The sequence below is a fragment of the Falsirhodobacter xinxiangensis genome (genome assembly GCF_004959935.1).
GTDB lineage: Bacteria > Pseudomonadota > Alphaproteobacteria > Rhodobacterales > Rhodobacteraceae > Falsirhodobacter > Falsirhodobacter xinxiangensis.
Map to the genome: position 1 here is coordinate 82,166 of NZ_SMYN01000002.1, position 23,929 is coordinate 106,094.

Consider the following 23,929-nt stretch of genomic DNA (forward strand, 5'->3'; position numbering starts at 1 on the left):
TACAAGATCTACGATGGAAGGCATTTGCCCGCCCCTCTGCTGCGATAGGGGCAACTTAGACGGGCGGTTTGGCAAGGTCAATGGCATAAAATGTCAACCAAGGCGTCTTGGGTGATGTTTTATTGCGCGATGGATCGGCGTCTGTGATCAAAATTTCATTCGTCGTCCCTGACCAGCCGCAGATGCGGCCTGCCGCGCGGGACGAACGGGGCCGGTTCCTCAGCAAAGCCGGGGGTGGGGGTGCCGGTCAGGATACGCTCCTCCAGCGCGCGGCCGCAGGAAAGACGGCGCGGGCTGCGACCGATGATGCCTTCGGTGGCCAGACAGCCCAGCGCAAGGTCCGCACCGCCTTCGCCCTTCACCGGCAGCAGGATCATGCGCCCGGAAAAGGCGGGCCGCCCGACGCCCCGGCCGGCATCGACGCACAGATCGAGGATGCAGGGTGTGGCGAAGACCCGCTCGACCCGCGGGGCGACCGCGTCGCGATCCGCCGGCTCGAACAGCGACGAAAACGGCATCCCGCGCACATCCATCCCCATGATGTCGGTCAGGTGCATGCCGGCAAGACGGAACCGCGCGATGCCCGGTGCGATGCGCTCGATCAGGAACGAATTCGCCAATGCCCCCTCGATCCCGCGCGGATCGATGCGGGCACGCTGCGGCAGAGCACCGCCTTCGCGCAGAGCCTCCCAATAGGCACGAACCTGGGCGATCATCGCGAATCGAACAGCTGCCATTCCGCTCTCCGTCACGGCCCGCCGGGCCGGGAAATCAATCAACATACTATACACTCCACACAAGGGTCGCACTACGGGGGCCGAACCGGAAAACATCGGCGGGCTGCACGAGACCCTTGTCGCCAGATAGCAGCTTTTCGGCCCAAGGCGCGCGAAAGATGAATGAATGGTAAACGGCTGATCGTGCTTGACCTCGCGGGCTGCATCGCCCAGATGCGGGCAAAGCGGAACACGGGGGCGAACATGCGGCGCGGACTTCTTCTGATCCTCTCCTCGCCTTCGGGCGCGGGCAAATCCACGCTTTCGCGTCGGATCATGGACTGGGACCCGACGATCCGCTTCTCGGTTTCAGCCACGACTCGGGCGCCAAGACAGGGCGAGCAGGACGGGCGCGAATATTACTTCCGCACGCGCGAGGAGTTCCAGGATCTGGTCGCGAATGGCCAGATGCTGGAACATGCCGAGGTGTTCGGCAATTTCTATGGCAGCCCGCGCGGCCCGGTCGAACAGGCGATGATCGAGGGGCGCGACACGCTGTTCGACATCGACTGGCAGGGTGGGCAGCAGATCCGCAACTCGGCGCTTGGGCGCGATGTCGTGTCCGTGTTCGTGCTGCCGCCCTCGATCGCGGAACTGGAGCGCCGTCTGCGGGGCCGCGCGCAGGACAGCGAGGAGGTCATCGCCGGCCGGATGTCAAAAAGCCGCGACGAGATCAGCCATTGGGCCGAATATGATTACGTCCTCGTCAACAACGACATAGATACTGCCGAACAGGAGCTTCGGACCATCCTGATGGCCGAACGCCTGCGCCGCGATCGCCAGCCGATGCTGAACGATTTCGTCCGCGGCCTGAACGGGGAGTTCGAGAGACGATGATCTATGCACTTGACGACATAGCGCCGAGCGTTCCCGCCTCCGGGGATTACTGGATCGCTCCGGGCGCCCATGTGATCGGGCGCGTCGTGCTGGGCGAGGGGGTCGGCATCTGGTTCGGCGCCGTCCTGCGTGGCGACAACGAGGAAATTCGCGTCGGCGAGGGAACGAACATCCAGGAAAACTCGGTCCTGCATACCGACTGGGGATTTCCGCTGTCGATCGGCGCGAACTGCACCATCGGGCACAAGGCCATGCTGCACGGCTGCACCATCGGGGACGGGACGTTGATCGGGATGGGCGCGATGGTGATGAACGGCGCAAGGATCGGCAAGGGTTGCCTGATCGGCGCAAACGCGCTGGTTACCGAAGGGAAGGAAATCCCCGACGGATCGCTCGTCATGGGTGCGCCCGGGCGCGTCGTGCGCGAACTGGATGCCGAAGCGCGCGAACGTCTGCTTGCCTCGGCAAACAGCTATCGCAACAACATGCTGCGGTTCCGCAGCGGCCTCGTGGCACTTCGGCGCGTCAGCGACGGTCCTGAAGCAGGCTGACCTCGCGACCCGGAAGCGCGGCACGCAGCTCGTCCTCGATCATCCCGGCATGGCGCAGGCCCGATCCGATCACCTCGACCGGGCCCATCCATCGCAGGCTGCGAAGGCGGGCCATCACCTCGACCGCGTCGAAATCTTCGGCGATCAGGGGGCAGATGACGCGGCTGGGCAAGACGCGGCGCAGAAGCGCACGGTCCAGCCCGTTGAAACGGGCCACGACGACCGAAGGCCGCCGAGGCAGGCGGTCGATCAAAGGCAGGGCTTGGGGAACCTCGATCAGCAGAAGCGTTTCAGCCGGATCGCGCAATGCAACTGGCGCCTTTGGCGCCATCGAACGCATCGCATCCAGCCGAACAACAGAAACCGAGCTCCAGCCCCAGCCAGTGGGATCCATTCTTTTCATAGCGTCTCCTTCCGCCTCTTTCTAAAGGCGGACATTTGCGGGAAAAGCAGAGTGTCACTGTATGTTCAAGTGAAATTGGCACAACATCCTACGGCAAAACAAACTGTCGCATTTCTGCAAGATGGTGCTCTTGCGACCAAGGGCAACATCGAAAGACGACGGGCCGGCGCAATGAATTGGAATGGGTGAGACTGTTGTCGGACAAGGAAATGAAACTTCTGGAAACCCTTCTTGAAGGGGTTCCCCTTCCCATGGTCCTGATCGACAGCGAGGAACGGATCGCCGCGGCCAATGCCCCGGCGCTGGCCCTGTTCGGCAGCGGCATTGTCGGGCGGCATTACGTCATTGCAATGCGCCAGCCCGGATTGCTGGACGCGATCGAGGGAACGCTGCGCCATCGCCAGATGGTTCGCGCGCGCCATATCATCACCGGCCCCTCGCGCGAGGCGAGCTATCGCGTGACGGTATCCCCGGTCGAAGGGGGGCGCGTGCTGTGCGCCTTCGAGGATATCACCGAACAGGAACAGGCGGGCGCGATCCGGCGCGATTTCGTGGCCAATGTCAGCCACGAGCTTCGCACGCCGCTGACCTCGCTTCTGGGCTTCATCGAAACCCTGCAGGGCGCGGCCAAGGACGATCCCGGCGCGCGCGCCCGTTTCCTTGCCATCATGGCGCGCGAGGCCGAGCGGATGAACCGGCTGGTGCGCGATCTGCTCTCGCTCAGCCGGGTGGAGAGCGAGGAACGGGTGCGCCCGACGACGCTGGTGGATGTGGCGGCGCTGGTCGCACTGGCCGTCACCGCCTTGCGTCCGACGGCTGCGTCCGCGGGGGCCACGATCGAGATCACGGGCGACCCCGGCCCGCTTCTGGTTCCCGCGGATTCGGACCAGATGGTGCAGGTGTTCCAGAACCTGATCGAGAATGCTTTGAAATACGGCGCGGGCGGTGGGCTTGTCACCATCGCGCTTCGGCGCGACGAGAACGACATCCTCCGGCTCGGGCCATCGGTGGTGGTGGATGTGATCGACCGGGGCGAGGGGATCGACCCGATCCACATCCCCCGTCTGACCGAACGCTTCTATCGCGTGGACAACCACCGCTCGCGCGAGCAGGGCGGCACCGGACTGGGGCTGGCCATCGTCAAGCACATCGTCAACCGGCATCGCGGGCGCTTCCGCATCGAAAGCGCCAAGGGCAAGGGCAGCACCTTCACCATCATCCTGCCCGAAGGTTAAAGCCGGGCGATCCGTTCGGTCAGCAGTGCAAAGAACCCGTCCGCATCCAGATGGCCCATGAACAGGGCGTTGGGAGTGCGGTCGGTCACGCCCCACCAGTCGGCGACGGTCATGCCCAGCGTCAACTCGCTGCGCGTCTCGATCTCGACGTTGATATGGCGTCCGGTGAACAGGTCGGGGCGGATCAGCCACGCGATGACGCAAGGGTCATGCAATGGCGCGCCGTTCCCGCCATATTTCGCGATGTCGAACCGTTCGAAGAAATCGGCCCATTCCGCCACCATCTGTCCGGCGGTCGTGCCCATGTTGCGGAAGGCGCGGATGCGGGACGGGCTGGTCAGCGCCTTGTGTGTCACATCCAGCGGCATGACCACCAGCGGAGCGCCGCAGCGGAACACGATGTCGGCGGCTTCGGGATCGACATAGATGTTGAATTCCGCCGCCGGGGTGATGTTGCCCACCTCGAAATACGCGCCGCCCATCAGCACGATTTCCTGAATGCGCGGTGCGATGTCGGGGGCGCGGCGCAGGGCGGTGGCGATGTTCGTCAGGGGCCCAAGCGGGCACAACGTGACGGTTCCCGAAGGTTCGCGCCGCAAAGTCTCGATGATGAAATCGACCGCGTGGGTGGTTTCCAGCGGCTGCTGCGGTTCGGGCAGGGGCGGCCCGTCAAGGCCGGTGGCCCCGTGCACATGCTCTGCCGTCACCAGCTTGCGCTGAAGCGGGGCATCGCAACCGGCGAACACCGGGATGGGGCCGGTGCCGGCCAATTCGCAGACGGCGCGTGCGTTGCGTTCGGTCAGGTGCAGGGGCACGTTTCCGGCAACGACGGTCACGCCAAGCACGCTGATATCTTCGGGGCTGGCAAGTGCCAGAAGAAGGGCGATCGCGTCATCCTGTCCGGGGTCGCAATCGATGATGATCTTTCTTGGGTGGCTCATCTGTTCGTCTTGGTTAACGGGCTGCGCCACTATCTAACCCCCGCGGTGGCGGACTGCCCGGAAAATTCCGCGCGTCGGCGTTTTTCCTCGTCCTTGGCACGGTCCCAGAGCGCGTCCATCTCCTGCAGGTTGCTGTCCTTCGGCGACCGCCCATCCTGGGCGAGCATTTCCTCGATCCGCATGAACCGGCGGGTGAATTTGGCATTGGCACCGCGAAGCGCGCCTTCGGCATCGACATTCATATGGCGGGCCAGATTCGCCATCACGAACAGCAGATCGCCGAACTCCTCCTCGACCTCGGTCTGGGTCAGGGTCTCGCGCGCCTCGACCAATTCGGCCATCTCCTCGCGCAGTTTGTCCAGCACCTGATCTGTCGATGGCCAGTCGAAGCCGACCCGCGCCGCGCGGTTCTGAAGCTTCACCGCGCGGGTCAGGGCGGGAAGGCCCAGCGCCACGCCGTCCAGCACGCCGCCCGTTCGCTCGGCGGCCTTGATCGTCTCCCAATCCGCGGTCTGCTGCTCGGGGGTCTTGTCGCGGCTTTCATCCCCGAAGACATGGGGGTGGCGCGCGATCATCTTGTCCGAAATGGCGTTCGCCACGTCGTCGAAGGTGAACATGCCCGCTTCTTCGGCCATGCGGGAATGGAAGACGGTTTGCAGCAGCAGGTCGCCCAACTCTCCCGGCAACTCGTCCCACGCCTCGCGCTGGATCGCGTCGGCGACCTCGTGCGCTTCCTCGATGGTATAGGGGGCGATGGTGGCGAAGGTCTGATCGATGTCCCAAGGGCAGCCGGTTTGGGGGTCGCGCAGCGCGCGCATGATCTCCAGCAGGCGGTCGATTCCGGTCATTGCAGCCCCTCGGGTTTTCGGGTTCAACCGAAGGACTACAATTCTTTGCAGGAGTTCGCCATGCCCGTCCTGAACCGCATCGCCGGTTACGCCGACCAGATGAAGGGCTGGCGCCGCCACCTGCACTCGCATCCCGAGCTGATGTTCGACTGCCACCAGACGGCGGCCTTCATTGTCGAACGCCTGCGCGAATTCGGGGTGGACGAGGTGCATGAGGGTATCGCCTCCACCGGCATCGTCGCCATCATCAACGGTCAGGGCGAGGGGGCGACAATCGGCTTGCGCGCAGACATGGACGCGCTGCCGATCACCGAGACGACGGGCGCGGACCATGCCTCGACCATTCCGGGCAAGGCGCATAGCTGCGGGCATGACGGGCATGTCACCATGCTGCTGGGCGCGGCGAAGTATCTGGCCGAGACGCGGCGCTTCTCGGGCCGTGTGGCGCTGATCTTCCAGCCTGCGGAGGAGGATGGTGGCGGCGGCGAGGTCATGGTGCGGGAGGGCGTGATGGACCGCTTCGGCGTGAAGGAAGTCTATGGCATCCACAACGCGCCAAACGTCCCCTTCGGCAAGTTCCTGACCACGCCGGGGCCGATCCTTGCGGCGGTGGACACTGCGACGGTGACGCTGCGCGGCAAGGGCGGTCACGGCGCGACGCCGCATGTCACGATCGACCCGATCCCGGCGATGGTGTCGCTGGTCGGTGCGCTGCAAACCATCGTGTCGCGCAACGCGCCCGCGCAGGATGTGCTGGTCGTGTCGGTCACGCAGATCCATTCCGGCAGCGCATCCAACATCATCCCCGAGGATGCGTGGATGACCGCCACCATCCGCAGCTTCACCCCCGAGATGCGCGACCTGGCCGAACGCCGCTTCCGCGAGATCGTGGCCGGGCAGGCGGCATCCTTCGGGGTGGAGGCGGTGCTGGACTACGAACGCGGCTACCCGCCGACGGTCAACCATCCCAAACAGGCCGAATTCGCGGCGCAGGTCGCGCTGGAGGTCAGCGGCAACGTCGATCCCGACAGCCCGCGCGAAATGGCGGCCGAGGATTTCGCTTATATGCTTCAGGCGCGACCGGGCGCCTATCTGTTCCTTGGAACCGGGCCGGGGGCGGGGTTGCATCAGGCCGCGTTCGACTTCAACGACGAAGCAGCCCCCATCGGGGCCAGCTTCTTCGCGCGATTGGTGGAACGGGCCCTTCCCGCATAGGCGGAATCCGGCGCTGCGCGCGATGTCGTTATTTCTTCATTCGACTTGGGTAGGATGACGTCCTATCTATTGCCGATGGCGCAGAACGATTTGCTGCGCGACGTGAAGGAGACGACATTTGCGTATTGCAGTTCTTGGCGGCGATGGTTTCGTGGGCTGGCCCACCTCGCTGCACCTGTCCAACCTTGGGCACGAGGTGCATATCGTCGACAACCTGTCCCGCCGCTGGATCGATACCGAACTGGGCGTGCAATCGCTGACCCCGATGGATTCGATTCAGGAACGCTGCCGCATCTGGCATCAGGAAACGGGTCATCGCATCCATTTCCACCTTCTGAACCTTGCCACCGAATACGACCGCTTCAAAAGCTGGCTGATCGACGTCAAGCCGGATGCGGTGATCCATTTTGCGGAACAGCGCGCCGCGCCGTATTCGATGAAATCGGATCGCCACAAGGTCTATACCGTCAACAACAACGTCAACGCGACGCATAACGTGCTTGCCGCGTTGGTGGAGACGGGGATCGATGCGCATCTGGTGCACCTTGGGACGATGGGCGTATATGGTTATTCCAGCGTCGGGGCGCCGATCCCGGAAGGTTATCTGGATGTGGAAGTCGATACGCCGACGGGCAAGAAGGGTCAGCAGATCCTTTATCCGACGAAGCCCGGTTCGGTCTATCACATGACCAAAAGCCTCGATCAGATTCTGTTCCAGTTCTACGCCCAGAATGACGGGCTGCGGATCACCGACCTGCATCAGGGTATCGTCTGGGGCACCCATACCGACCAGACCCGCCGGCACGAACAGCTGATCAACCGCTTCGACTATGACGGCGATTATGGCACGGTGCTGAACCGTTTCCTGATCCAGGCCGCCATCGACTATCCGCTGACGGTGCATGGCACGGGCGGACAGACGCGCGCCTTCATCCACGTTCAGGATTCGGTCCGCTGCGTGGAACTGGCGCTGGGCGACGCGCCGAAAGCGGGCGATCGCGTGAAGATCTTCAACCAGATGACCGAAACGCACCGCGTTCGCGATCTGGCCGCGCTGGTTGCCAAGCTGACCGGGGCGAAGATCGCCAATCTTCCAAATCCGCGCAAGGAAGCCGCCGAGAATGACCTGATCGTCAACAACGACCAGTTCATCGGTCTCGGGTTGAAGCCGATCACGCTGGCCGAAGGTCTGCTGTCCGAAGTTGTGGATGTGGCGAAGAAATACGCCCACCGCATCGACCGTTCGCGCGTTCCGGCCGTTTCGGCATGGACCAAGGACATCGCCCAACTGGTCGAGCATGACCCCGAGGGCAAGCGTCTGCGTTCCGTTTCCTGATATGGACGGATTGCTTCCGAACCGGCCCGCGTCATCGACGCGGGCCTTCGTCACTCTGGTGACCAATGACGACTACGTCCGCGGGGCGCGGGCGCTGATCAATTCGCTTCGCGCGACCGGAACGACGGCGGACATCGTCGTGATGCACACCGACGCGCGGGTCGAGGGGCTGGACGCGCGATTGGTGCGCTGCGATCTGCTGCCGACTTCGGATGCTTTCAACGCGGCCCATGCCCGCGACGCGCTGCACGCGCGGGCGGCCTTCACCAAGGGCGGCAAGCCACCGTTCCACACCCCGCTGGACAACTTCGCCAAGCTGCGGCTGTGGCAGTTGGAATACGAACGGGTGGTGTTTCTGGACGCCGATACGCTGGTGCTGAAGGACATCGACAAGCTTTTCGACTATCCCGAATTCTGCGCCGCGCCGAATGTCTATGAAGGTGTGGGCGATTTCCACCGCATGAATTCGGGCGTGTTCACCGCGCGGCCTTCGCAGGCCACTTTCGATGCGATGATGGCGCGGCTGGATGTGCCGGATGCGTTCTGGCGGCGGACGGACCAGACCTTTCTGCAAGAGTTCTTCCCCGACTGGCATGGCCTGCCGGTCTTCTACAACATGCTGCAATATGTCTGGTTCGCCATGCCCGAACTTTGGTCATGGGACGAGATCAAGGTGCTGCATTTTCAGTATGAGAAACCGTGGCAAGACCATGACAAGGTCGAAAAACTCCGCCCGCTGATCGATCTGTGGCACGCCTATGAACGCGGGGAAATCCCGCAGTGAGGGTCGCGATCACCGGCGGCACCGGACTTGTCGGGCGGTTCATGGTGGATGCCGCGCGGGCGGCGGGGTATGAGGTCATCCTGCCACGCTTTCGCCTTGGCGACGCGGTGGCGATCGACGCCGATGCATTGATCCACTGCGCCTTCGCCCATGCGCCCGGCAAATATCGCGGCGGCGAGGGGGATGATCCCGAGGGATTCCGCCGCGCCAATGTCGACGGCACCCTGCGTCTGTTCGACGGGTTTCGCGGACGGACCGTGTTTCTGTCCACCCGCGCCGTCTATGGCGATTATCCGGCGGGAACGGTGCTGCGCGAGGATATGCCGCCGCGGCCCGATACGCTTTACGGTCAGGTGAAGGCCGAGGTCGAGCTGCATGCCACCGTCAGCTTGCGCGCAACGGGCGTCTATGGTCCGGGGCCGGGTCACAAATGGGAAAGCCTGTTCGCCGATCATCTGGCGGGCCGCCCCATCGCACCGCGCGTTGCGACCGAGGTGCATGGCGATGATCTGGCGCAAGCCGCGCTGATCGCATTGGACCGGGGCGAGGGGGCGTATAACGTCTCGGATCTGCTGCTGGACCGCCATGACCTGTTGGCCGAACTTGGCGGCACGCCGCCCGCGCGAAGCGACGCGAAGGTCAGCGAGATGGACTGCACCCGTCTGCGCGATATCGGATGGCGGCCCGGCGGGTGGGAGAGGCTGCGTGCCAGCCTCCCCGCGATGCTTCAGAGCGTTCCGTCCAGATAACGCTGGATCACCGGCTGGCTGCCCTCTGCCCAGACGGCGCGCAACAGTTCTGCAAAGCGCGACGCAACGGCGGGGTTTCCGCCCAGATCGCCATAGATCTCGCGCATTTCCAGCCACGCAGCGGGGTCGTCCTTTGCCTTGGCCGCGACGATCGTCAGCTTTTCCCAGTTCGGATCGTTCGGTTCGATCTGCGAGCCGTTTTCCGACGTGCCGAAGCAGTAACGGCACCACAGCGCCGACAGCAGGATCAGCCCGGTCGCGTCGCCGCCTTTCGCCACCACGTCGCGGATCGACGGGATGATGAATTTCGGCTGGCGGTTCGATCCGTCCAGACACAGGCGGCGCACGGTATCGGCCACCTCCGGGTTCGAGCAACGGTCGAGGATCAGCTGCTTGTAGTCCCCAAGGTCGGTGTTCGGGACCGGAGGGACGATGGGCAGGATCTCGTCATCCTCGACCTTCGACAGGAAGGCGCGGATCTGCGGGTCCTCCATCGCCTCGTGGACATAGTGGATGTCGCGCAGGCCGCCCGGATAGGCGATGATCGCGTGACCACCGTTCAGGATGCGGATCTTCATCGTCTCATAGGCATCGACGGCATCGGTGAAGGTGACGCCCACCTTTTCCAGCGCCGGACGTCCCGCGGGGAAGTTGTCCTCGATCACCCATTGGCGAAACGTCTCGCAGGTGACGGGGGCCTTGTCCTCTATCCCGAGGTCCAGCGCCATCTTCAACTCGCGCGGGCCGGTGGCGGGGGTGATGCGGTCCACCATCGAATTGGGGAAGGCGACGTTGGCTGCAATCCAGTCGGCCAGTTCGGGGTCGGACAGTTTCGCCAGCCCCACCACCGCATCGCGCGTGACGTGGCCATTATGCGGAACGTTGTCGCAGCACATGACGGTGAACGGCTCCAGCCCGCCGGCGCGCCGAGCTTTCAGCGCGGCGATGATCGCGCCGAAGGCCGTGTCGGGCGCGGCGGGATTGGCTGCGTCATGTCGGATGTCGGGGTGATCGGGGCTGAAGGTGCCGGTCTTGGGGTCGATGTAATACCCACCCTCGGTCACGGTCAGGGAAACGATGCGGATGCGGCTGTCCGACATCGCCGCGATCAGATCCTTGTTGCCCGCCGCGACGGGAACGAATCCGGTCATGGCGCCGACGACGCGGGTGCTGCCACCCTCGGGCGCAAGCTCGATGACCGAAGACAGGTAATCCTGCTGCTCCAATATCTTGCGCATCCGTTCGTCGCCCTCGCGCACGCCCGCGCCAAGGATGGCCCAGTCGTGATCGCCAAGCGCGAACAGATCGTCCAGATAAACCGCCATATGCGCGCGGTGAAAGTTCCCGCAGCCGATATGGACGATGCCGGGGGTCAGGGCGCTGCGGTCATAGGCGGGGGCGCTTATGCCCTCGGGCAGCTGGTTCAGGGTCGCGTTCGAGATTTTCATGTCAGCTCATCCAGTTGCCGCCATCGACGTTATACGTCTGGGCCACGATGTATTCCGCGTCGGGCGAGGCGAGGAAGACCGCCATCCCCGTCAGATCTTCGGCAGTGCCCATGCGCCCGAAGGGCACGGCATCGCCGACAAGGCGCTTCTTCTCGCCCAGCGGGCGATTCTCGTATTTGGCGAAATAGGCGTCCACGCCGTCCCAGTGTTCGCCATCCACCACGCCGGGGGCGATGGCGTTCACGTTGATGCCGTGTTCGATCAGGTTCAGGCCCGCGCTTTGGGTCAGGCTGATGATCGCCGCCTTGGTCGCGCAATAGACGCCGACCAGCGCCTCGCCTCTGCGTCCCGCCTGCGAGGCCATGTTGATGATCCTGCCGCCCCGACCCTGCTGGATCATGACCTTGGCCACCGCCTGCATCATGAACAAGGACCCGGTCACGTTGATCGCAAAGGTGCGGTCATAGTCGGCGCGCGTGATCTCGGTGATCGGAGCCATCGTGAAGATGGCGGCGTTGTTGATCAGGATGTCGATCCCGCGCGCCGCCGCTACCTCGGCCACGCAGGCGTCGATGCTGACCTGATCGGTCACGTCCAGATGCACGGCGTGTGCGCCGATCTCCGCCGCCGCAGCCTGCGCGGCGGGAAGGTTGATGTCGGCGATCGTGACCTCTGCACCTTCGGCGACATAGCGGGCGGCGAAGGCCTTGCCGATCCCGCGCGCCGCGCCGGTGATGAGGGCGGATTTACCCTTCAGCCTCATACTGCCGACCCGTTCGCGTCGAACTTGTGGATGTTCGCCGTCTCGGGTGTCAGCCAGACGGTGTCGCCGTGATGAACGTCCACGTTTCCGGCCGACCGCACGTTGATGATCCCGTGATCCGTCTGCACATGAAGATAGGTGTCCGAGCCGAGATGTTCCGACACCGTCACGCGGCCCTGCCAGTCGCCACTCGTTCCGACCGTGATGTGTTCGGGGCGGATGCCGATCTCATGCGCTCCATGCTTCTGCGCCTCGGTCCCGCCGATGAAGTTCATCTTGGGGCTGCCGATGAAACCTGCGACGAAACGGTTCTTCGGGGTGCGGTAAAGCTCCAGCGGGGTGCCGACCTGTTCGATCCGGCCCGCCTGAAGCACGACGATCTTGTCGGCCATGGTCATCGCCTCGACCTGGTCATGGGTGACATAGATCATCGTCGTCTTCAGGCTGTTGTGCAGCTCCGAAATCTCGAGCCGCATGTTCACGCGCAGGGCGGCGTCAAGGTTCGACAGCGGTTCGTCGAACAGGAACGCCGCAGGTTCGCGCACGATGGCGCGGCCGATGGCGACCCGCTGGCGCTGCCCGCCCGAAAGCTGCCCCGGACGACGGTCCAGATAGGAGGACAGGTTCAGCACCTTCGCCGCGCCTTCGACCTTCTTGTCGATCTCGGCCTGGCTCAGCTTGGCCATCTTCAGCGGAAACGCGATGTTCTTGCGCACCGACATATGCGGATAAAGCGCATAGCTTTGGAACACCATCGCCAGACGCCGCTGCGCCGGGCGCAGGTCGGTGGCGTCCTTGCCGTCGATCTCGATTCGGCCGCCCGTCGTATCCTCCAGCCCCGCGATCAGACGCAGAAGGGTGGACTTGCCGCAGCCCGAAGGACCGACGAAGACGACGAATTCGCCCTCGTTGATCTGCAGGTCCAGCGGCGGGATCACCTCCACATCGCCGAACCGTTTCGTCACGCCTTTGAGTTCGATCTGACCCATGGTTTATACCCCTTATTTCACGGCGCCGAAGGTCAGGCCACGCACCAGTTGCTTCTGGCTGAACCAGCCAAGAACAATGATCGGTGCAATCGCCATCATCGATGCGGCGGAGAGTTTTGCGTAGAAAAGCCCTTCGGGCGAGGAATAGCTGGCGATGAACTGCGTCAGCGGTGCCGATTTCGACGCGGTCAGGTTCAGCGTCCAGAACGCCTCGTTCCACGCCAGAATGATGTTCAGAAGCAGCGTCGATGCGATGCCGGGAACCGCCATCGGCGTCAGGACATAGATGATCTCGCGCGTCAGGTTCGCGCCGTCCATACGGGCGGCCTCAAGGATCTCGCCGGGGATTTCCTTGAAATAGGTGTAGAGCATCCACACCACGATCGGCAGGTTCATCAGCGTCAGCACGATCACGAGGCCCGTGCGCGTGTCCAGCAGTCCGGTATCGCGGAACAGAAGGTAGATCGGGACAAGAACGCCCACGGCCGGCATCATCTTGGTGGACAGCATCCACATCAGGATGTCCTTGGTGCGCTTGCCCGGCACGAAGGCCATCGACCAAGCGGCTGGGATCGCGATGATCAGCGCCGCAACGGTCGATCCGACCGAAATGATGACCGAGTTCCAGAAATGCAGGAAGTAGTTCGAGCGTCCCTGCACGGTGGTGTAATTCTCGGTCGTCCAGTTGAAGAACAGGAATTTCGGCGGGGTCGCGATGGCGTCCGCTTCGGTCTTGAAGCTGGTAAGGAAGGTCCACAGGATCGGGAAGAAGATGGCGATGGCGATGGTCCAAGCGATGGCCGTCACGATCACCTTGCGTTGGGTGGTTACGGTGCGTGCCATCTTACGTCTCCAGGTTCTTGCCGATCATCCGCATCAGGAAGATCGCGACGATGTTGGCAAGGATGACGGCGACGATGCCGCCCGCGGACCCAAGGCCCACGTCGTATTGCAGCAAGCTTTGCGAATAGACGAGGTAGGTCAGGTTCGTCGACGCATTGCCCGGACCGCCGTTGGTGGTCACGAGGATCTCGGCAAAGACCGACAGCAGGAAGATGGTCTGGATCAGGATGACCACCGTCGCCGCGCGGGCAAGGTGGGGCAACATGATGTAGAAGAAACGCGACACCGGGCCGGCGCCGTCCATTTCCGCCGCCTCAAGCTGTTCGCTGTCCAGTGATTGCAGCGCGGTCAGCAGGATCAGGGTTGCGAAGGGCAGCCACTGCCATGCCACGATCAGGATGATCGAGAACAGCGGCGCGGCGGACAGGAAATCGAAGGGCGCAAAGCCCAGCGTGCGGGCGATCCATGCGAACAGCCCGTTCACCGGGTTCATGAACATGTTCTTCCACACCAGCGCCGAAACGGTCGGCATGACGAAGAACGGCGCGATGACCAGCACCCGCACGATCCCTTGGCCGAACATCGGCTGATCCAGCAGCAGTGCCAGAAGGATACCGCCGACCGTGGTGATCAGCAGCACGCCCAGCACCAGCGTCAGCGTGTTCCACAGCGCGGGCCAGAAGTTCGGGTCGGTAAAGAAGTAGTGGTAATTCTCGAACCCCGCGAAGGTCTCGCCCCCGGGGATCAGCAGGTTGTAGCGCAGGAACGAAAACCAGATCGTCATGCCCAGCGGTACGATCATCCACAAGAAAAGCAGGATGACGGCGGGCGAGATCATCAGACGTCCGGCGGCGCGGGAAGCTTGCGTGGCCATGCGGGCGGTCCTTCGGATATGCGGGGTGGACGGCGATACGCCGTTCAAACGATCACTTGTTGGAAACATGGTGCGGGGCGCGCGTTTTTCACGCGCACCCCGACTTAAGGCGGGGAGGCCTTATTTCGGATAGCCGGCGCGGCTCATCTCGCGCGTGGTCAGGGCCTGTGCGGCGGCCAGCGCCTGATCGGCGTCCGACGTGCCAGCCAGCGCGGCCGAGAAGACCTGTCCGACTGCGGTGCCGATCGCCTGGAATTCCGGGATCGATACGAACTGACCGCCGGTATAGGGCACTTCCTGATCGGACGGGCTTTGGGTGTCGGCAGCCTCGATCGCGGCAAGGGTCTGTGCGGCGAAGGGGGCAGCGGTCAGGTATTCCTGATTTTCATACAGCGAGGTGCGCGTTCCCGGAGGCACGTTGGCAATGCCCTCATGTTCGGCCACCAGCGCGGTATATTCCTGCGAGGTCGCCCATGCGACGAAGGCCTTGGCCGCGTCCTGCTTCTGCGACGATGCCGGGATGGCAAGGTTCCACGACCACAGCCAGTTGCCGTGGTTGTCGCCGCCAGCGCGAACGGGCGAGGGGGCGTAGCCGACATGTTCGGCGACCGTGCTTTCGTTCGGGTTCGACACGAAGGACGCGGCAACCGTCGCGTCGATCCACATGCCGCATTTGCCGGTCTGGAACAGCGCGAGGTTTTCGTTGAACCCGTTCGACGACGCACCGGGCGGACCGTAATTCGTCATCAGGTTCAGGTAGGTATCAAGCGTCGTCTTCCATTCCGGGCTGTCGAACTGCGGCTTCCAGTCCGCATCGAACCAGCGTGCGCCTTCGGAGTTCGCCATCGAGGTCAGGAACGCCATGTTCTCGCCCCAGCCCGCCTTGCCGCGCAGGCAGATGCCATAGATCTCGGCACCCTTGTCGGTCATCTTCTCGGCGGCTTCGGTGATGAAATCCCAATCGGGGTTTTCCGGCATCGTCAGGCCCGCCTTTTCCAGCAGGTCCGTGCGATACATCAGCATCGAGCTTTCGGCATAGAACGGCGCGGCATAAAGCTTGCCATCGACCGTCAGGCCCGCCGCGACGGGAGCGAGGAAATCCTCGGGCTTGTAGTCAGCGCCCATGTCTTCCAGCGGCAGAAGCCAGTTCTGCGCGGCCCAGATCGGCACTTCATAGTTGCCGATGGTCAGCACGTCATACTGCCCGCCATTGGTGGCGATGTCGGTCGTCACGCGCTGGCGCAGGACGTTCTCCTCCAGCGTGACCCATTCGACCTGAATGTCCGGATGCTTTTCGTTGAAGTCGGCCATCAGGCCCTGCATGCGGATCATGTCGCCGTTGTTGACGGTTGCGACGGTGATGGTTTCGGCATGCGCGGCCGCGCCAAGTGCAACAAGGCTGCAGGCTCCGAGAAGCCCGCGAAGTTTCGAAGACATAGGTATCCTCCCCAATTTGAGCATATGCCCAAAGTCATGACAAATATTCACAATAGCCGGGTCCAACGTCAAGGCAATTGTGCGCCCGACCAGGCTTTCGACAAAGCCCGGTTTTTCAGCAAGATGGATTGAAAATAAGGCGCGACCAAAAAAGGTCAGGAAAGAAGCGCGCCCGCCGTTTCTTCGTCAGTGACGATGGCGTTCAGGATGCGACCCCGCAACGCGGCGCGAATCGGCACCACCTTGCTGCGCCCCGCCGCAATCCCCACCGCCAACCGAGGCAGTCCCGGAACCACGGGAACAGATGTCATCCGGTCGTGGATATGCGAGCGGAGGTAGGTGCCATCCTCGTCGAACATGCGGCCGGCAACCTCGCCCACCGCGCCCTGCGCCTGGACCTCGGCCAATTCGCTGCGCGAGATGAAGCCGTCCATATAGAGCGGGGCATCGTCGCTCATCTGTCCAACGCCAAGAAAGATCGCCGTCGCCTGTTCGCCCAGCGTGCGAACGGACCGAACCGGGGCAAGCGCGAGGAAGGCGTCCCGCTCCTCGACCGAATCGCTGATGACGGGGGTGGTCATGGGATAGTGCGGCGCGCCCAGTTTTGCCGCCAGACGCAGGATCACGTCGAAGCGGCTGGCCGAGCCATCTTCCGCGATATTGCCGATCAACGAGACCAGCCGATGCCGGTCGCATGGAACGGCCTGAAGCTCTGCCGCCATCGCGGTCAGCGCGCGCCCGGTTCCGACACCGATCACTTGCGGCTCGGGGCGGGCGAGGACGGATTCGAACAGTGTCGCGGCGGCAGGCGCGATGGCGCGCGTGGGGGTGTCGCCGATGGTCGGCGCGACGCGGCATTCCACCAGACCGAAGCGTTCCTTCAGCCGCGCCTCCAATGCGAGACAGGACCCGAGCGGATGCTCCAGACGAACACGGATCAGCCCCTCGGCCATGGCTCGGCTGACGAGCCGCTGCGCGCGTTGGCGCGAAATGCCCATCGCCTGCGCGATCTGATCCTGCGTCATCCCGGCGGCGTAATAGAGCCAGCCTGCGCGGGCGGCGGCGTCCAGCGGGTCGGTCTCGATCTTCATGCGGCGGACTCCCAGAACTCGGCGAAGGAGGCGAAGTGCCGGTCGGCGCGCGCATCGTCGGGTGCGGTCAGGTCGCGCCCAAGCAGATGCGTGCCGCCGGTAAACCGCCAGACATGCATTCCCGCCGCACGGGCGGCGCGAATGCCGTTCAAACTGTCTTCGATCACGAGGCAACGGTCCGGCGCAACACCCATCGTGCGCGCGGCCAGCAGGAAAAGATCGGGCGCAGGCTTGCCGTTCGCGACCATTCCGGCAGTGAACAGCCGATCCCCGACCAGCACATCCAGCCCCGCGATGCGCAACGACCGCTCCGCCCGCGTCTGGCTGGACGATGTCGCGACGCACCAGGGCAGGTGCAACCTGCCAAGCAGGTCGGCAACGCCCGGCACGACTTTCAGATCGGCCTCGAATGCGGCAAGAAGGCGCGTGCGATACTGCGCCTCGAACTCGACCGGCAGGTCGATGGCGAAATCGCGGCGGATCGTGGCAAGAACGGTGGGATAGCTGCGGCCAAGGAAATGCCGCACGACGTAATCTGCATCGATGGCGACGCCGTGATCCGCCAGTTCGCGGATAAGCATCGCGGCGCTGATGACTTCGCTGTCGATCAGCACGCCGTCACAGTCGAAAATCACAAGCCCGATATCGTTCATCGCATCCTCCTGACGCGGAGTTATGGACGAAGCGCGGGGAAGGGGGAAGATGCGAAGGGGGGCACAAGGCCCCCCGATTGCCTCAGATCGAGGCCCAGTCCCGGAACAGGGCCGCGCCCTGCTGCGTCGTGACTGCGGAATTCTGTCCCTGCTGCTGTTGCGCGGGGGTGGGGGCGGCGCCCTGCTGCGGCGAATTGCCGGCTTGCTGGGGCTGATGGGTGGCCATTTTACTACTCCGGTTTCTTGGCACGTTCCGGGCGGATCATCCGCTTCGGTTCTATCCAGATATGCCTTGCACAAAAATGTCGCAAGCCTTTCCGCGTTCACCATTGTTTCAACATGTTACCGCACCCCTCGGGGGTTGAATCCGCGCGTATCCATACAAACGCGCGGGGGTCTGGCCTTCGGCGGCGGTGCATGGCAGGGTTTTCCAGGAAAGCCGGAGCTGCGATTCAATGAACAAGGCGAATGCCATCCCTGTCCTTGACGGCCACAACGACTTCCTTCTGCGCCTCTACTATGCGCCCGACCGGCGCGAGAGGCTGTGGCTGACGGGCGAGGGGCGGGGCCATCTGGATCTACCGCGCATGCGGGCGGGCGGATTCGCGGGCGGGTTCTTCGCCATCTACGTCCCTTCGCCGCCCACGCCCGAGGTTCTGGATTTCGAGCGGATGATGGACAATCCGCCCTATGACCTGCCGCTGCCGGCCCCGGTGCCGACCGCGCAGGCACAGGCAGTGGCGCTGACGATGGCCGGGCACCTGCTTTGGATGCAGCGTTCCAGCAAGGGCGCCTTCCGCATCGTGCATGACGTGGCCGGGATCGAGGCTGCAATGCGCCAGGGCATCGTCTTTGGCATCATGCATATGGAGGGGGCGGAAGCCATCGCCCCGGACCTTGACGCGCTGCACAGCTTTCACGCGATGGGCCTGCGTTCGCTCGGCCCGGTATGGAGCCGTCCGACCGCCTTTGGGCACGGTGTTCCGTTCAGCTTTCCGTCCAGCCCCGATACCGGGCCGGGGCTGACCGACAGCGGCAAGCGGCTGATCCGCGAATGCAATGCGCTGAAGATCCTCGTGGACCTGTCGCATTTGAACGAAAAAGGCTTCGACGACGTGGCCGCGATCTCGGACGCGCCACTGGTCGCCACCCATTCCAACGCCCATGCGGTCACGCCATCGTCGCGCAACCTGACCGACCGGCAGTTGCGGATGATCGCCGAAACGGACGGAATGGTCGGGCTGAACTTCGCCACCGTCTTTCTGCGCGAAGACGGTCGCCGCGCCCCGGAAATCGGCTGGGAGCCGGTTCTGCGCCATCTGGACCACCTGATCGCCATACTGGGCGAGGATCGGGTCGGCTTCGGATCGGACTTCGACGGGGCCACCGTGCCCGAGGGAATCAAGGATGTGGCGGGCCTTCCGGCGATGCTTCAGGCGCTGCGCCAGCATGGCTATGATGACGGGCTGCTGGAAAAGCTGGCGTGGCGGAACTGGCTCTCGGTGCTGCGCAGAACCTGGTAGCTTGACCGGCCATCGAAGGCAGGTCATGGCTTGAATAAATGCTCAGCCATCGGATGAATGCCGTGTCCAATCTTCGCGACGAAATCCTGCGCCACCTGACCTTCACCCTGGGCAAGGATCGCCCGAACGCCACGGTCTATGACTGGCGCATGGCGCTGTCCTATGCCGTGCGCGACCGGATCATGGTGCCGTGGTTCGATGCCACCCGCCGCACATGGGCCGAGGATCGCAAGCGCGTCTATTACCTGTCGATGGAATTCCTCATCGGGCGGCTGCTGGAGGATGCGATAATCAACCTCGGCATCCATCATGAGGCGGAGGAGGCGATGGCCGCGCTTGGTCAGGATTTCCGCGCCGTGGTCGAGGATGAGCCGGACGCGGCGCTAGGCAATGGCGGGCTGGGCCGTCTGGCGGCCTGTTTCATGGAATCCATGGCGACCTTGGGCTGTCCCGCCTATGGCTATGGCATCCGCTATGAGAACGGCCTGTTCCGCCAGCGTTTCCAGACCGGCCAGCAGGTCGAAGCGCCCGAGGATTGGCTGGCCCAGACCCACCCGTGGGAATTCCCGAGGCCGGAGGCGAAATACGTCATCCCCTTTGGCGGCCATGTCGAAACAAAGGGCGGGCAGAGCATCTGGGTTCCCGGCGCGTCGGTGCATGCGATGGCCCATGACACGCTGGTGATCGGCTGGCAGGGCAAATGGGCCAACACCCTGCGCTTCTGGTCGGCGGAACCCACGAACCTGTTTGATCTGGAGCGGTTCAACCGCGGCGACTACACCGCCGCTGCCGAGCCGGAGGTTCTGGCCCGCACCCTGTCGCGCGTCCTCTACCCGGATGACACGACCTATCAGGGCAAGGAGCTGCGGCTGAAGCAGGAGTTCTTCCTGACATCGGCCGCGCTTCAGGACATCCTGCGCCGGTTCCTGCAAAACCATGCCGACCTGCGCGCGCTGCCGAACCATGTCGCCATCCAGATGAACGACACCCATCCCGCCATCGCAGGGCCGGAGTTGATCCGCCTGCTGGTGGACGAACATCACATGGACTTCCGCGATGCCGTGAATGTCGCGCAGAAGTGCCTTGGCTACACCAACCACACCCTGTTGCCCGAGGCGTTGGAGCGTTGGGCGACCTTCACCTTCGGCAACGTCCTGCCTCGCCACATGCAGATCGTGGAACAGATCGACCACTGGCACCTGGACGAGAACCATTCCCGCCCGCATTACGTCGGCATCGTGAAACATCACGAGGTGCGGATGGGCGAGTTGGCCTTCATCATGTCGCACAAGGTCAACGGGGTGTCGGCCCTTCATTCGGACCTTGTGAAGCAGAACCTGTTCCCCGAACTGGACAAGCTGCATCCGGGCCGGATCATCAACCAGACCAATGGCGTGACGCCCCGCCGCTGGTTGAAGATGTGCAACCCGGCGCTGTCGGGCCTGATCACGGAAACCATCGGCGAGGGGTGGGAGTCGCATCTGGACCGCCTGCGCGAATTGGAGCCGGCGATCGACACGAAACCCTTCCTTGCCGATTTCGGCGCGGCCAAACGGCAGAACAAGGTCGCATTGTCGAACTGGATCGGCGGGCAGGGCGTCTCGGTCAGCCCCGATGCGCTGTTCGATGTGCAGATCAAGCGCATCCACGAATACAAACGCCAGCTTCTGAACATTCTGGAGACCATTGCCCGCTGGTCCGCGATCCGCGACAAGCCGAACGGCGATTGGGTGCCGCGCGTCAAGATCTTCGGCGGCAAATCCGCCCCCGGCTATGCCGTCGCGAAAGAGATCATCCATCTGATCAACGATGTCGCCCGCACGATCAACGCCGACCCGGTCACGGGCGATCTGCTGAAGGTGGTGTTCCCGCCCAACTACAACGTGTCGATGGCGCAGCGGCTGGTTCCGGCGGCGGACCTGTCCGAACAGATTTCGACCGCGGGGAAAGAGGCGTCCGGCACCGGCAACATGAAGTTCATGATGAACGGCGCGCCCACGATCGGCACACTGGACGGCGCGAACGTGGAAATCCTGAAGGAAGTCGGGGCCGAGAACTTCTTCCTGTTTGGCCTCACTGCCGAGGAGGTGCCGAAGCGGCGCGAGAATCCGGAACATTCCGCCAACGCCATCGAAGCGTCCAAGCCCCTTCAGGATGTGTTGCAGATGATTGCCGAAGGCCGTTTCAGCCCCGAGCAGAAGGACCGCTATCACGGTCTGGTCCATCGTATCTGGCACCACGATTATTTTCTGGTCGCGTCCGATTTCGACTCCTACATCAAGGCGCAGGAGTGCGCCGATGCGGCCTTTGCCGACCGGGATCGCTGGCTGCGGATGGCGGCGCTGAACACGGCCCGGTCGGGCTTCTTCAGCTCCGACCGGACGATCCGCGGCTATATGCAGGACATCTGGTCGGTCGAGCCAGCGATATGAGGTGACGACGGATTGAAAGGGAAAGACATGGCGACCGCCGAGACGATCATCGATGCCGGGGTCGCATCCGCGATTGCCTCGGGCACCCATGCAAATCCCTTTTCCGTTCTGGGTCCCCACCCCGAAGGCGACAGCTGGCGCGTGACGGTCTGGCAGCCCGGTGCCGACCGGCTCTGGATCGGCGGGACCGAGGCGCGGCAGGATCATCCGGGCCTGTTCACCGCACAGACCAGCAAAAGAGACTACCGCGTCCGCGCAGCGAATGCCGACGGTGAGTGGGAGTTCGACGACCCCTATCGCTTTGGCCCCGTGCTGGGAGAGATCGACGAATATCTTCTGGGCGAGGGCACGCATCGCCGTCTGTGGGACGCCCTCGGGGCGCATCCGATCCGGCACGAGGGCGTGGACGGCACCCATTTCGCCGTATGGGCGCCGAATGCCCAGCGCGTTTCGGTGGTCGGCGATTTCAACCATTGGGATGGGCGGCGCCACCCGATGCGGGCGCGCGGATCGACCGGCGTGTGGGAGATATTCCTGCCCGGTGTGGAACCCGGCACCGCCTATAAATACGAGATCCGGGCGAATGGCACGATCCTGCCGCTGAAGGCAGATCCGGTGGGCTTCGGGTCGGAACACGCGCCGCGCACTGCCTCGGTCGTGCGCCACCTTGGCTATGCGGATTGGCATGATGGTGAATGGATGGCGGGGCGGGCTGCGCGCAATGGCGTCGATGCGCCCATCTCGATCTATGAAGTCCATCTTGGAAGCTGGAAACGTGCGCCGGGCGACCGGATGCTGTCCTATCGGGAATTGGCCGAACAGCTGGTGGATTATGCCGACTGGATGGGCTTCACGCATCTGGAGCTGATGCCGATTTCCGAGTTTCCCTTCGACGGAAGCTGGGGCTACCAGCCCATCGGCATGTTCGCCCCCACGATCCGCCACGGGACCCCAGACGAGTTCCGCGCGCTGGTCGATGCCGCGCATCGCAAGGGGCTGGGCGTCATCCTCGACTGGGTGCCGGGGCATTTCCCGACCGACCAGCACGGGCTTGGCCAGTTCGACGGCACCGCGCTGTATGAACATGCCGACCCGCGCGAGGGGTTCCATCAGGACTGGAACACCCTGATCTACAACTACGGCCGCCGCGAGGTTCGCAATTATCTGACGGCCAACGCGCTTTACTGGTTGGACGAGTTCCATATCGACGGGCTGCGCGTGGATGCCGTCGCCTCGATGCTCTACCGCGACTATTCCCGCAAGGAGGGCGAGTGGATTCCCAACGTCCATGGCGGGCGCGAGAATTACGAGGCCGTGTCCCTGCTGCAGGAAATGAACGTCAGCGCCTATGGCGAACATCCCGGCATCATGACCGTGGCCGAGGAGTCGACCTCTTATCCCGGCGTGTCGCGCCCGGTGAACCATGGGGGCCTGGGCTTCGGGTTCAAATGGAACATGGGCTGGATGAACGACACACTGGCCTATATGCACCGCGATCCGATCTATCGCCGGCATCATCACCACCAGATGACCTTCGGGCTGCATTACGCCTGGTCCGAAAACTTCATCCTGCCGATCAGCCATGACGAGGTCGTCCACGGCAAGGGCAGCATGATCGCAAAGATGCCGGGCAACGGGGCCGAGAAATTCGCGAACCTGCGCGCCTACTACGCCTTCATGTGGACGCATCCGGGCAAGAAGCTGCTGTTCATGGGCTGCGAATTTGCCCAGGGGCGCGAATGGTCGCATCAGCAAAGCCTCGACTGGCATCAGGCCGAACTGCCCGAACATCGCGGCGTGCAGACGCTGGTGCGCGATCTGAACCTGCTCTACCGCTCGACCCCCGCGCTGCATGTGAACGACACCCGGCCCGAAGGTTTCATGTGGCTGGAGCCGAATGACGCCGACCAGTCGGTCTTCGCCTTTGCGCGCAAGGGCGGCGCGGGCGATCCGATGATCGTCGTCGCGCTGAACATGACCCCGGTCGAGCGCAGCTACATGCTGGGATTCCCGGCAGCGGGCGAATGGGAAGAGGTGCTGAATACCGACGCATGGCATTACGGCGGGATGAGCCGTGGCAACCTGGGAGGGGTGACCACGGAGCGCAAGGGCTGGCACGGGCAGGAACAATCCGCGCTCGTCACGCTTCCGCCCCTGTCTGCGGTTGTGTTCCGTCAGGCGAATTGACGAGTTGGGCAGGG

The 23,929-nt window shown here is 63.6% G+C and carries 23 protein-coding genes; 10 read left to right on the top strand and 13 right to left on the bottom strand.

Annotation, left to right across the window (positions count from 1 at the left end; all coding sequences use genetic code 11):
- Nucleotides 1-155 precede the first annotated feature (155 nt).
- On the bottom strand, nucleotides 156-737 hold the full coding sequence (locus E2K76_RS02570; RefSeq protein ID WP_246032867.1) for a PAS domain-containing protein: 582 nt from the start codon (nucleotides 735-737) through the stop codon (nucleotides 156-158).
- Between the two features lie 243 nt (nucleotides 738-980).
- On the opposite strand from E2K76_RS02570, the gene gmk reads away from it, so the two are divergent.
- Complete coding sequence (gene gmk / locus E2K76_RS02575; protein WP_136682990.1) at nucleotides 981-1,613, top strand: guanylate kinase; 633 nt, start codon at nucleotides 981-983, stop codon at nucleotides 1,611-1,613.
- Nucleotides 1,610-2,164, top strand: coding sequence for a gamma carbonic anhydrase family protein (locus tag E2K76_RS02580; protein ID WP_136682707.1), 555 nt, complete (start codon nucleotides 1,610-1,612; stop codon nucleotides 2,162-2,164). Before gmk ends, E2K76_RS02580 begins: the two co-directional genes overlap by 4 nt.
- Here E2K76_RS02580 and E2K76_RS02585 read toward each other — a convergent pair.
- Nucleotides 2,139-2,567 (bottom strand): hypothetical protein, encoded by a 429-nt coding sequence (locus E2K76_RS02585; RefSeq protein WP_136682708.1) that lies wholly within the window; start codon nucleotides 2,565-2,567, stop codon nucleotides 2,139-2,141. The genes E2K76_RS02580 and E2K76_RS02585 overlap by 26 nt on opposite strands.
- Nucleotides 2,568-2,776: 209 nt before the next feature.
- On the opposite strand from E2K76_RS02585, the gene E2K76_RS02590 reads away from it, so the two are divergent.
- Entirely contained in the window at nucleotides 2,777-3,802 is a 1,026-nt protein-coding gene (locus E2K76_RS02590; RefSeq protein WP_136682709.1) for a sensor histidine kinase, read from the top strand.
- Here the strand turns inward: E2K76_RS02590 and E2K76_RS02595 are convergent.
- Both E2K76_RS02595 and mazG read right to left on the bottom strand, forming a co-directional pair.
- Complete coding sequence (locus E2K76_RS02595; RefSeq protein WP_136682710.1) at nucleotides 3,799-4,743, bottom strand: nucleoside hydrolase; 945 nt, start codon at nucleotides 4,741-4,743, stop codon at nucleotides 3,799-3,801. The genes E2K76_RS02590 and E2K76_RS02595 overlap by 4 nt on opposite strands.
- 29 nt (nucleotides 4,744-4,772) lie before the next feature.
- Nucleotides 4,773-5,591, bottom strand: a complete 819-nt coding sequence (gene mazG / locus E2K76_RS02600) for a nucleoside triphosphate pyrophosphohydrolase (RefSeq protein WP_136682711.1) — start codon at nucleotides 5,589-5,591, stop codon at nucleotides 4,773-4,775.
- A gap of 60 nt (nucleotides 5,592-5,651) precedes the next feature.
- Between mazG and E2K76_RS02605 the strand changes: the two genes are divergently transcribed.
- The 4 genes from E2K76_RS02605 (at nucleotide 5,652) to E2K76_RS02620 (ending at nucleotide 9,675) form a co-directional block, all read left to right on the top strand.
- Nucleotides 5,652-6,806 (top strand): M20 aminoacylase family protein, encoded by a 1,155-nt coding sequence (locus E2K76_RS02605; protein ID WP_136682712.1) that lies wholly within the window; start codon nucleotides 5,652-5,654, stop codon nucleotides 6,804-6,806.
- A gap of 118 nt (nucleotides 6,807-6,924) precedes the next feature.
- Nucleotides 6,925-8,142: an NAD-dependent epimerase/dehydratase family protein gene (locus E2K76_RS02610; RefSeq protein WP_136682713.1), complete on the top strand. Its 1,218-nt coding sequence runs from the start codon at nucleotides 6,925-6,927 to the stop codon at nucleotides 8,140-8,142.
- Between the two features lies 1 nt (nucleotide 8,143).
- Nucleotides 8,144-8,926 (top strand): glycosyltransferase, encoded by a 783-nt coding sequence (locus tag E2K76_RS02615; RefSeq protein ID WP_136682714.1) that lies wholly within the window; start codon nucleotides 8,144-8,146, stop codon nucleotides 8,924-8,926.
- Entirely contained in the window at nucleotides 8,923-9,675 is a 753-nt protein-coding gene (locus E2K76_RS02620) for an NAD-dependent epimerase/dehydratase family protein (protein ID WP_136682715.1), read from the top strand. The genes E2K76_RS02615 and E2K76_RS02620 overlap by 4 nt, the downstream gene beginning before the upstream one ends.
- On the opposite strand, the gene E2K76_RS02625 is transcribed toward E2K76_RS02620, so the two are convergent.
- The 9 genes from E2K76_RS02625 to E2K76_RS20245 form a co-directional block, all read right to left on the bottom strand.
- A complete protein-coding gene (locus E2K76_RS02625) occupies nucleotides 9,654-11,123 on the bottom strand; it encodes a mannitol dehydrogenase family protein (protein ID WP_169053185.1) in 1,470 nt (489 codons plus the stop codon). The two genes, E2K76_RS02620 and E2K76_RS02625, sit on opposite strands and share 22 nt — an antisense overlap.
- 1 nt (nucleotide 11,124) lies before the next feature.
- A complete protein-coding gene (locus E2K76_RS02630; protein ID WP_136682716.1) occupies nucleotides 11,125-11,886 on the bottom strand; it encodes an L-iditol 2-dehydrogenase in 762 nt (253 codons plus the stop codon).
- Nucleotides 11,883-12,875, bottom strand: a complete 993-nt coding sequence (locus tag E2K76_RS02635) for an ABC transporter ATP-binding protein (RefSeq protein ID WP_136682717.1) — start codon at nucleotides 12,873-12,875, stop codon at nucleotides 11,883-11,885. Before E2K76_RS02635 ends, E2K76_RS02630 begins: the two co-directional genes overlap by 4 nt.
- 12 nt (nucleotides 12,876-12,887) lie before the next feature.
- Nucleotides 12,888-13,718: a carbohydrate ABC transporter permease gene (locus E2K76_RS02640; RefSeq protein WP_136682718.1), complete on the bottom strand. Its 831-nt coding sequence runs from the start codon at nucleotides 13,716-13,718 to the stop codon at nucleotides 12,888-12,890.
- A gap of 1 nt (nucleotide 13,719) precedes the next feature.
- Complete coding sequence (locus E2K76_RS02645) at nucleotides 13,720-14,592, bottom strand: carbohydrate ABC transporter permease (RefSeq protein WP_136682719.1); 873 nt, start codon at nucleotides 14,590-14,592, stop codon at nucleotides 13,720-13,722.
- 120 nt (nucleotides 14,593-14,712) lie between these two features.
- Nucleotides 14,713-16,029: an ABC transporter substrate-binding protein gene (locus tag E2K76_RS02650; protein ID WP_136682720.1), complete on the bottom strand. Its 1,317-nt coding sequence runs from the start codon at nucleotides 16,027-16,029 to the stop codon at nucleotides 14,713-14,715.
- A gap of 155 nt (nucleotides 16,030-16,184) precedes the next feature.
- Entirely contained in the window at nucleotides 16,185-17,120 is a 936-nt protein-coding gene (locus E2K76_RS02655; protein WP_136682721.1) for a sugar-binding transcriptional regulator, read from the bottom strand.
- Entirely contained in the window at nucleotides 17,117-17,773 is a 657-nt protein-coding gene (locus E2K76_RS02660; protein WP_136682722.1) for an HAD family hydrolase, read from the bottom strand. Before E2K76_RS02660 ends, E2K76_RS02655 begins: the two co-directional genes overlap by 4 nt.
- An 82-nt stretch (nucleotides 17,774-17,855) precedes the next feature.
- Nucleotides 17,856-17,999 (bottom strand): hypothetical protein, encoded by a 144-nt coding sequence (locus E2K76_RS20245; protein ID WP_169053186.1) that lies wholly within the window; start codon nucleotides 17,997-17,999, stop codon nucleotides 17,856-17,858.
- A gap of 229 nt (nucleotides 18,000-18,228) precedes the next feature.
- On the opposite strand from E2K76_RS20245, the gene E2K76_RS02665 reads away from it, so the two are divergent.
- The 3 genes from E2K76_RS02665 to glgB are packed head-to-tail and all read left to right on the top strand — an operon-like array spanning nucleotide 18,229 to nucleotide 23,915.
- Entirely contained in the window at nucleotides 18,229-19,296 is a 1,068-nt protein-coding gene (locus E2K76_RS02665) for a dipeptidase (protein ID WP_136682723.1), read from the top strand.
- Between the two features lie 53 nt (nucleotides 19,297-19,349).
- Nucleotides 19,350-21,728, top strand: coding sequence for a glycogen/starch/alpha-glucan phosphorylase (locus E2K76_RS02670; protein WP_169053198.1), 2,379 nt, complete (start codon nucleotides 19,350-19,352; stop codon nucleotides 21,726-21,728).
- Nucleotides 21,729-21,755: 27 nt separating this feature from the next.
- Nucleotides 21,756-23,915, top strand: coding sequence for a 1,4-alpha-glucan branching protein GlgB (gene glgB, locus E2K76_RS02675; protein WP_136682725.1), 2,160 nt, complete (start codon nucleotides 21,756-21,758; stop codon nucleotides 23,913-23,915).
- Nucleotides 23,916-23,929 lie beyond the last annotated feature (14 nt).

Excerpts from the sequence above, each read along its gene's own strand:
- E2K76_RS02570 (WP_246032867.1), bottom strand. The coding sequence starts at position 737 with ATGGCAGCTGTTCGATTCGCGATGATCGCCCAGGTTCGTGCCTATTGG.
- gmk (WP_136682990.1), top strand. The coding sequence starts at position 981 with ATGCGGCGCGGACTTCTTCTGATCCTCTCCTCGCCTTCGGGCGCGGGC.
- E2K76_RS02580 (WP_136682707.1), top strand. The coding sequence starts at position 1,610 with ATGATCTATGCACTTGACGACATAGCGCCGAGCGTTCCCGCCTCCGGG.
- E2K76_RS02585 (WP_136682708.1), bottom strand. The coding sequence starts at position 2,567 with ATGAAAAGAATGGATCCCACTGGCTGGGGCTGGAGCTCGGTTTCTGTT.
- E2K76_RS02590 (WP_136682709.1), top strand. The coding sequence starts at position 2,777 with ATGAAACTTCTGGAAACCCTTCTTGAAGGGGTTCCCCTTCCCATGGTC.
- E2K76_RS02595 (WP_136682710.1), bottom strand. The coding sequence starts at position 4,743 with ATGAGCCACCCAAGAAAGATCATCATCGATTGCGACCCCGGACAGGAT.
- mazG (WP_136682711.1), bottom strand. The coding sequence starts at position 5,591 with ATGACCGGAATCGACCGCCTGCTGGAGATCATGCGCGCGCTGCGCGAC.
- E2K76_RS02605 (WP_136682712.1), top strand. The coding sequence starts at position 5,652 with ATGCCCGTCCTGAACCGCATCGCCGGTTACGCCGACCAGATGAAGGGC.
- E2K76_RS02615 (WP_136682714.1), top strand. The coding sequence starts at position 8,144 with ATGGACGGATTGCTTCCGAACCGGCCCGCGTCATCGACGCGGGCCTTC.
- E2K76_RS02625 (WP_169053185.1), bottom strand. The coding sequence starts at position 11,123 with ATGAAAATCTCGAACGCGACCCTGAACCAGCTGCCCGAGGGCATAAGC.
- E2K76_RS02630 (WP_136682716.1), bottom strand. The coding sequence starts at position 11,886 with ATGAGGCTGAAGGGTAAATCCGCCCTCATCACCGGCGCGGCGCGCGGG.
- E2K76_RS02635 (WP_136682717.1), bottom strand. The coding sequence starts at position 12,875 with ATGGGTCAGATCGAACTCAAAGGCGTGACGAAACGGTTCGGCGATGTG.
- E2K76_RS02640 (WP_136682718.1), bottom strand. The coding sequence starts at position 13,718 with ATGGCACGCACCGTAACCACCCAACGCAAGGTGATCGTGACGGCCATC.
- E2K76_RS02645 (WP_136682719.1), bottom strand. The coding sequence starts at position 14,592 with ATGGCCACGCAAGCTTCCCGCGCCGCCGGACGTCTGATGATCTCGCCC.
- E2K76_RS02650 (WP_136682720.1), bottom strand. The coding sequence starts at position 16,029 with ATGTCTTCGAAACTTCGCGGGCTTCTCGGAGCCTGCAGCCTTGTTGCA.
- E2K76_RS02655 (WP_136682721.1), bottom strand. The coding sequence starts at position 17,120 with ATGAAGATCGAGACCGACCCGCTGGACGCCGCCGCCCGCGCAGGCTGG.
- E2K76_RS02660 (WP_136682722.1), bottom strand. The coding sequence starts at position 17,773 with ATGAACGATATCGGGCTTGTGATTTTCGACTGTGACGGCGTGCTGATC.
- E2K76_RS20245 (WP_169053186.1), bottom strand. The coding sequence starts at position 17,999 with ATGGCCACCCATCAGCCCCAGCAAGCCGGCAATTCGCCGCAGCAGGGC.
- E2K76_RS02665 (WP_136682723.1), top strand. The coding sequence starts at position 18,229 with ATGAACAAGGCGAATGCCATCCCTGTCCTTGACGGCCACAACGACTTC.
- E2K76_RS02670 (WP_169053198.1), top strand. The coding sequence starts at position 19,350 with ATGAATGCCGTGTCCAATCTTCGCGACGAAATCCTGCGCCACCTGACC.
- glgB (WP_136682725.1), top strand. The coding sequence starts at position 21,756 with ATGGCGACCGCCGAGACGATCATCGATGCCGGGGTCGCATCCGCGATT.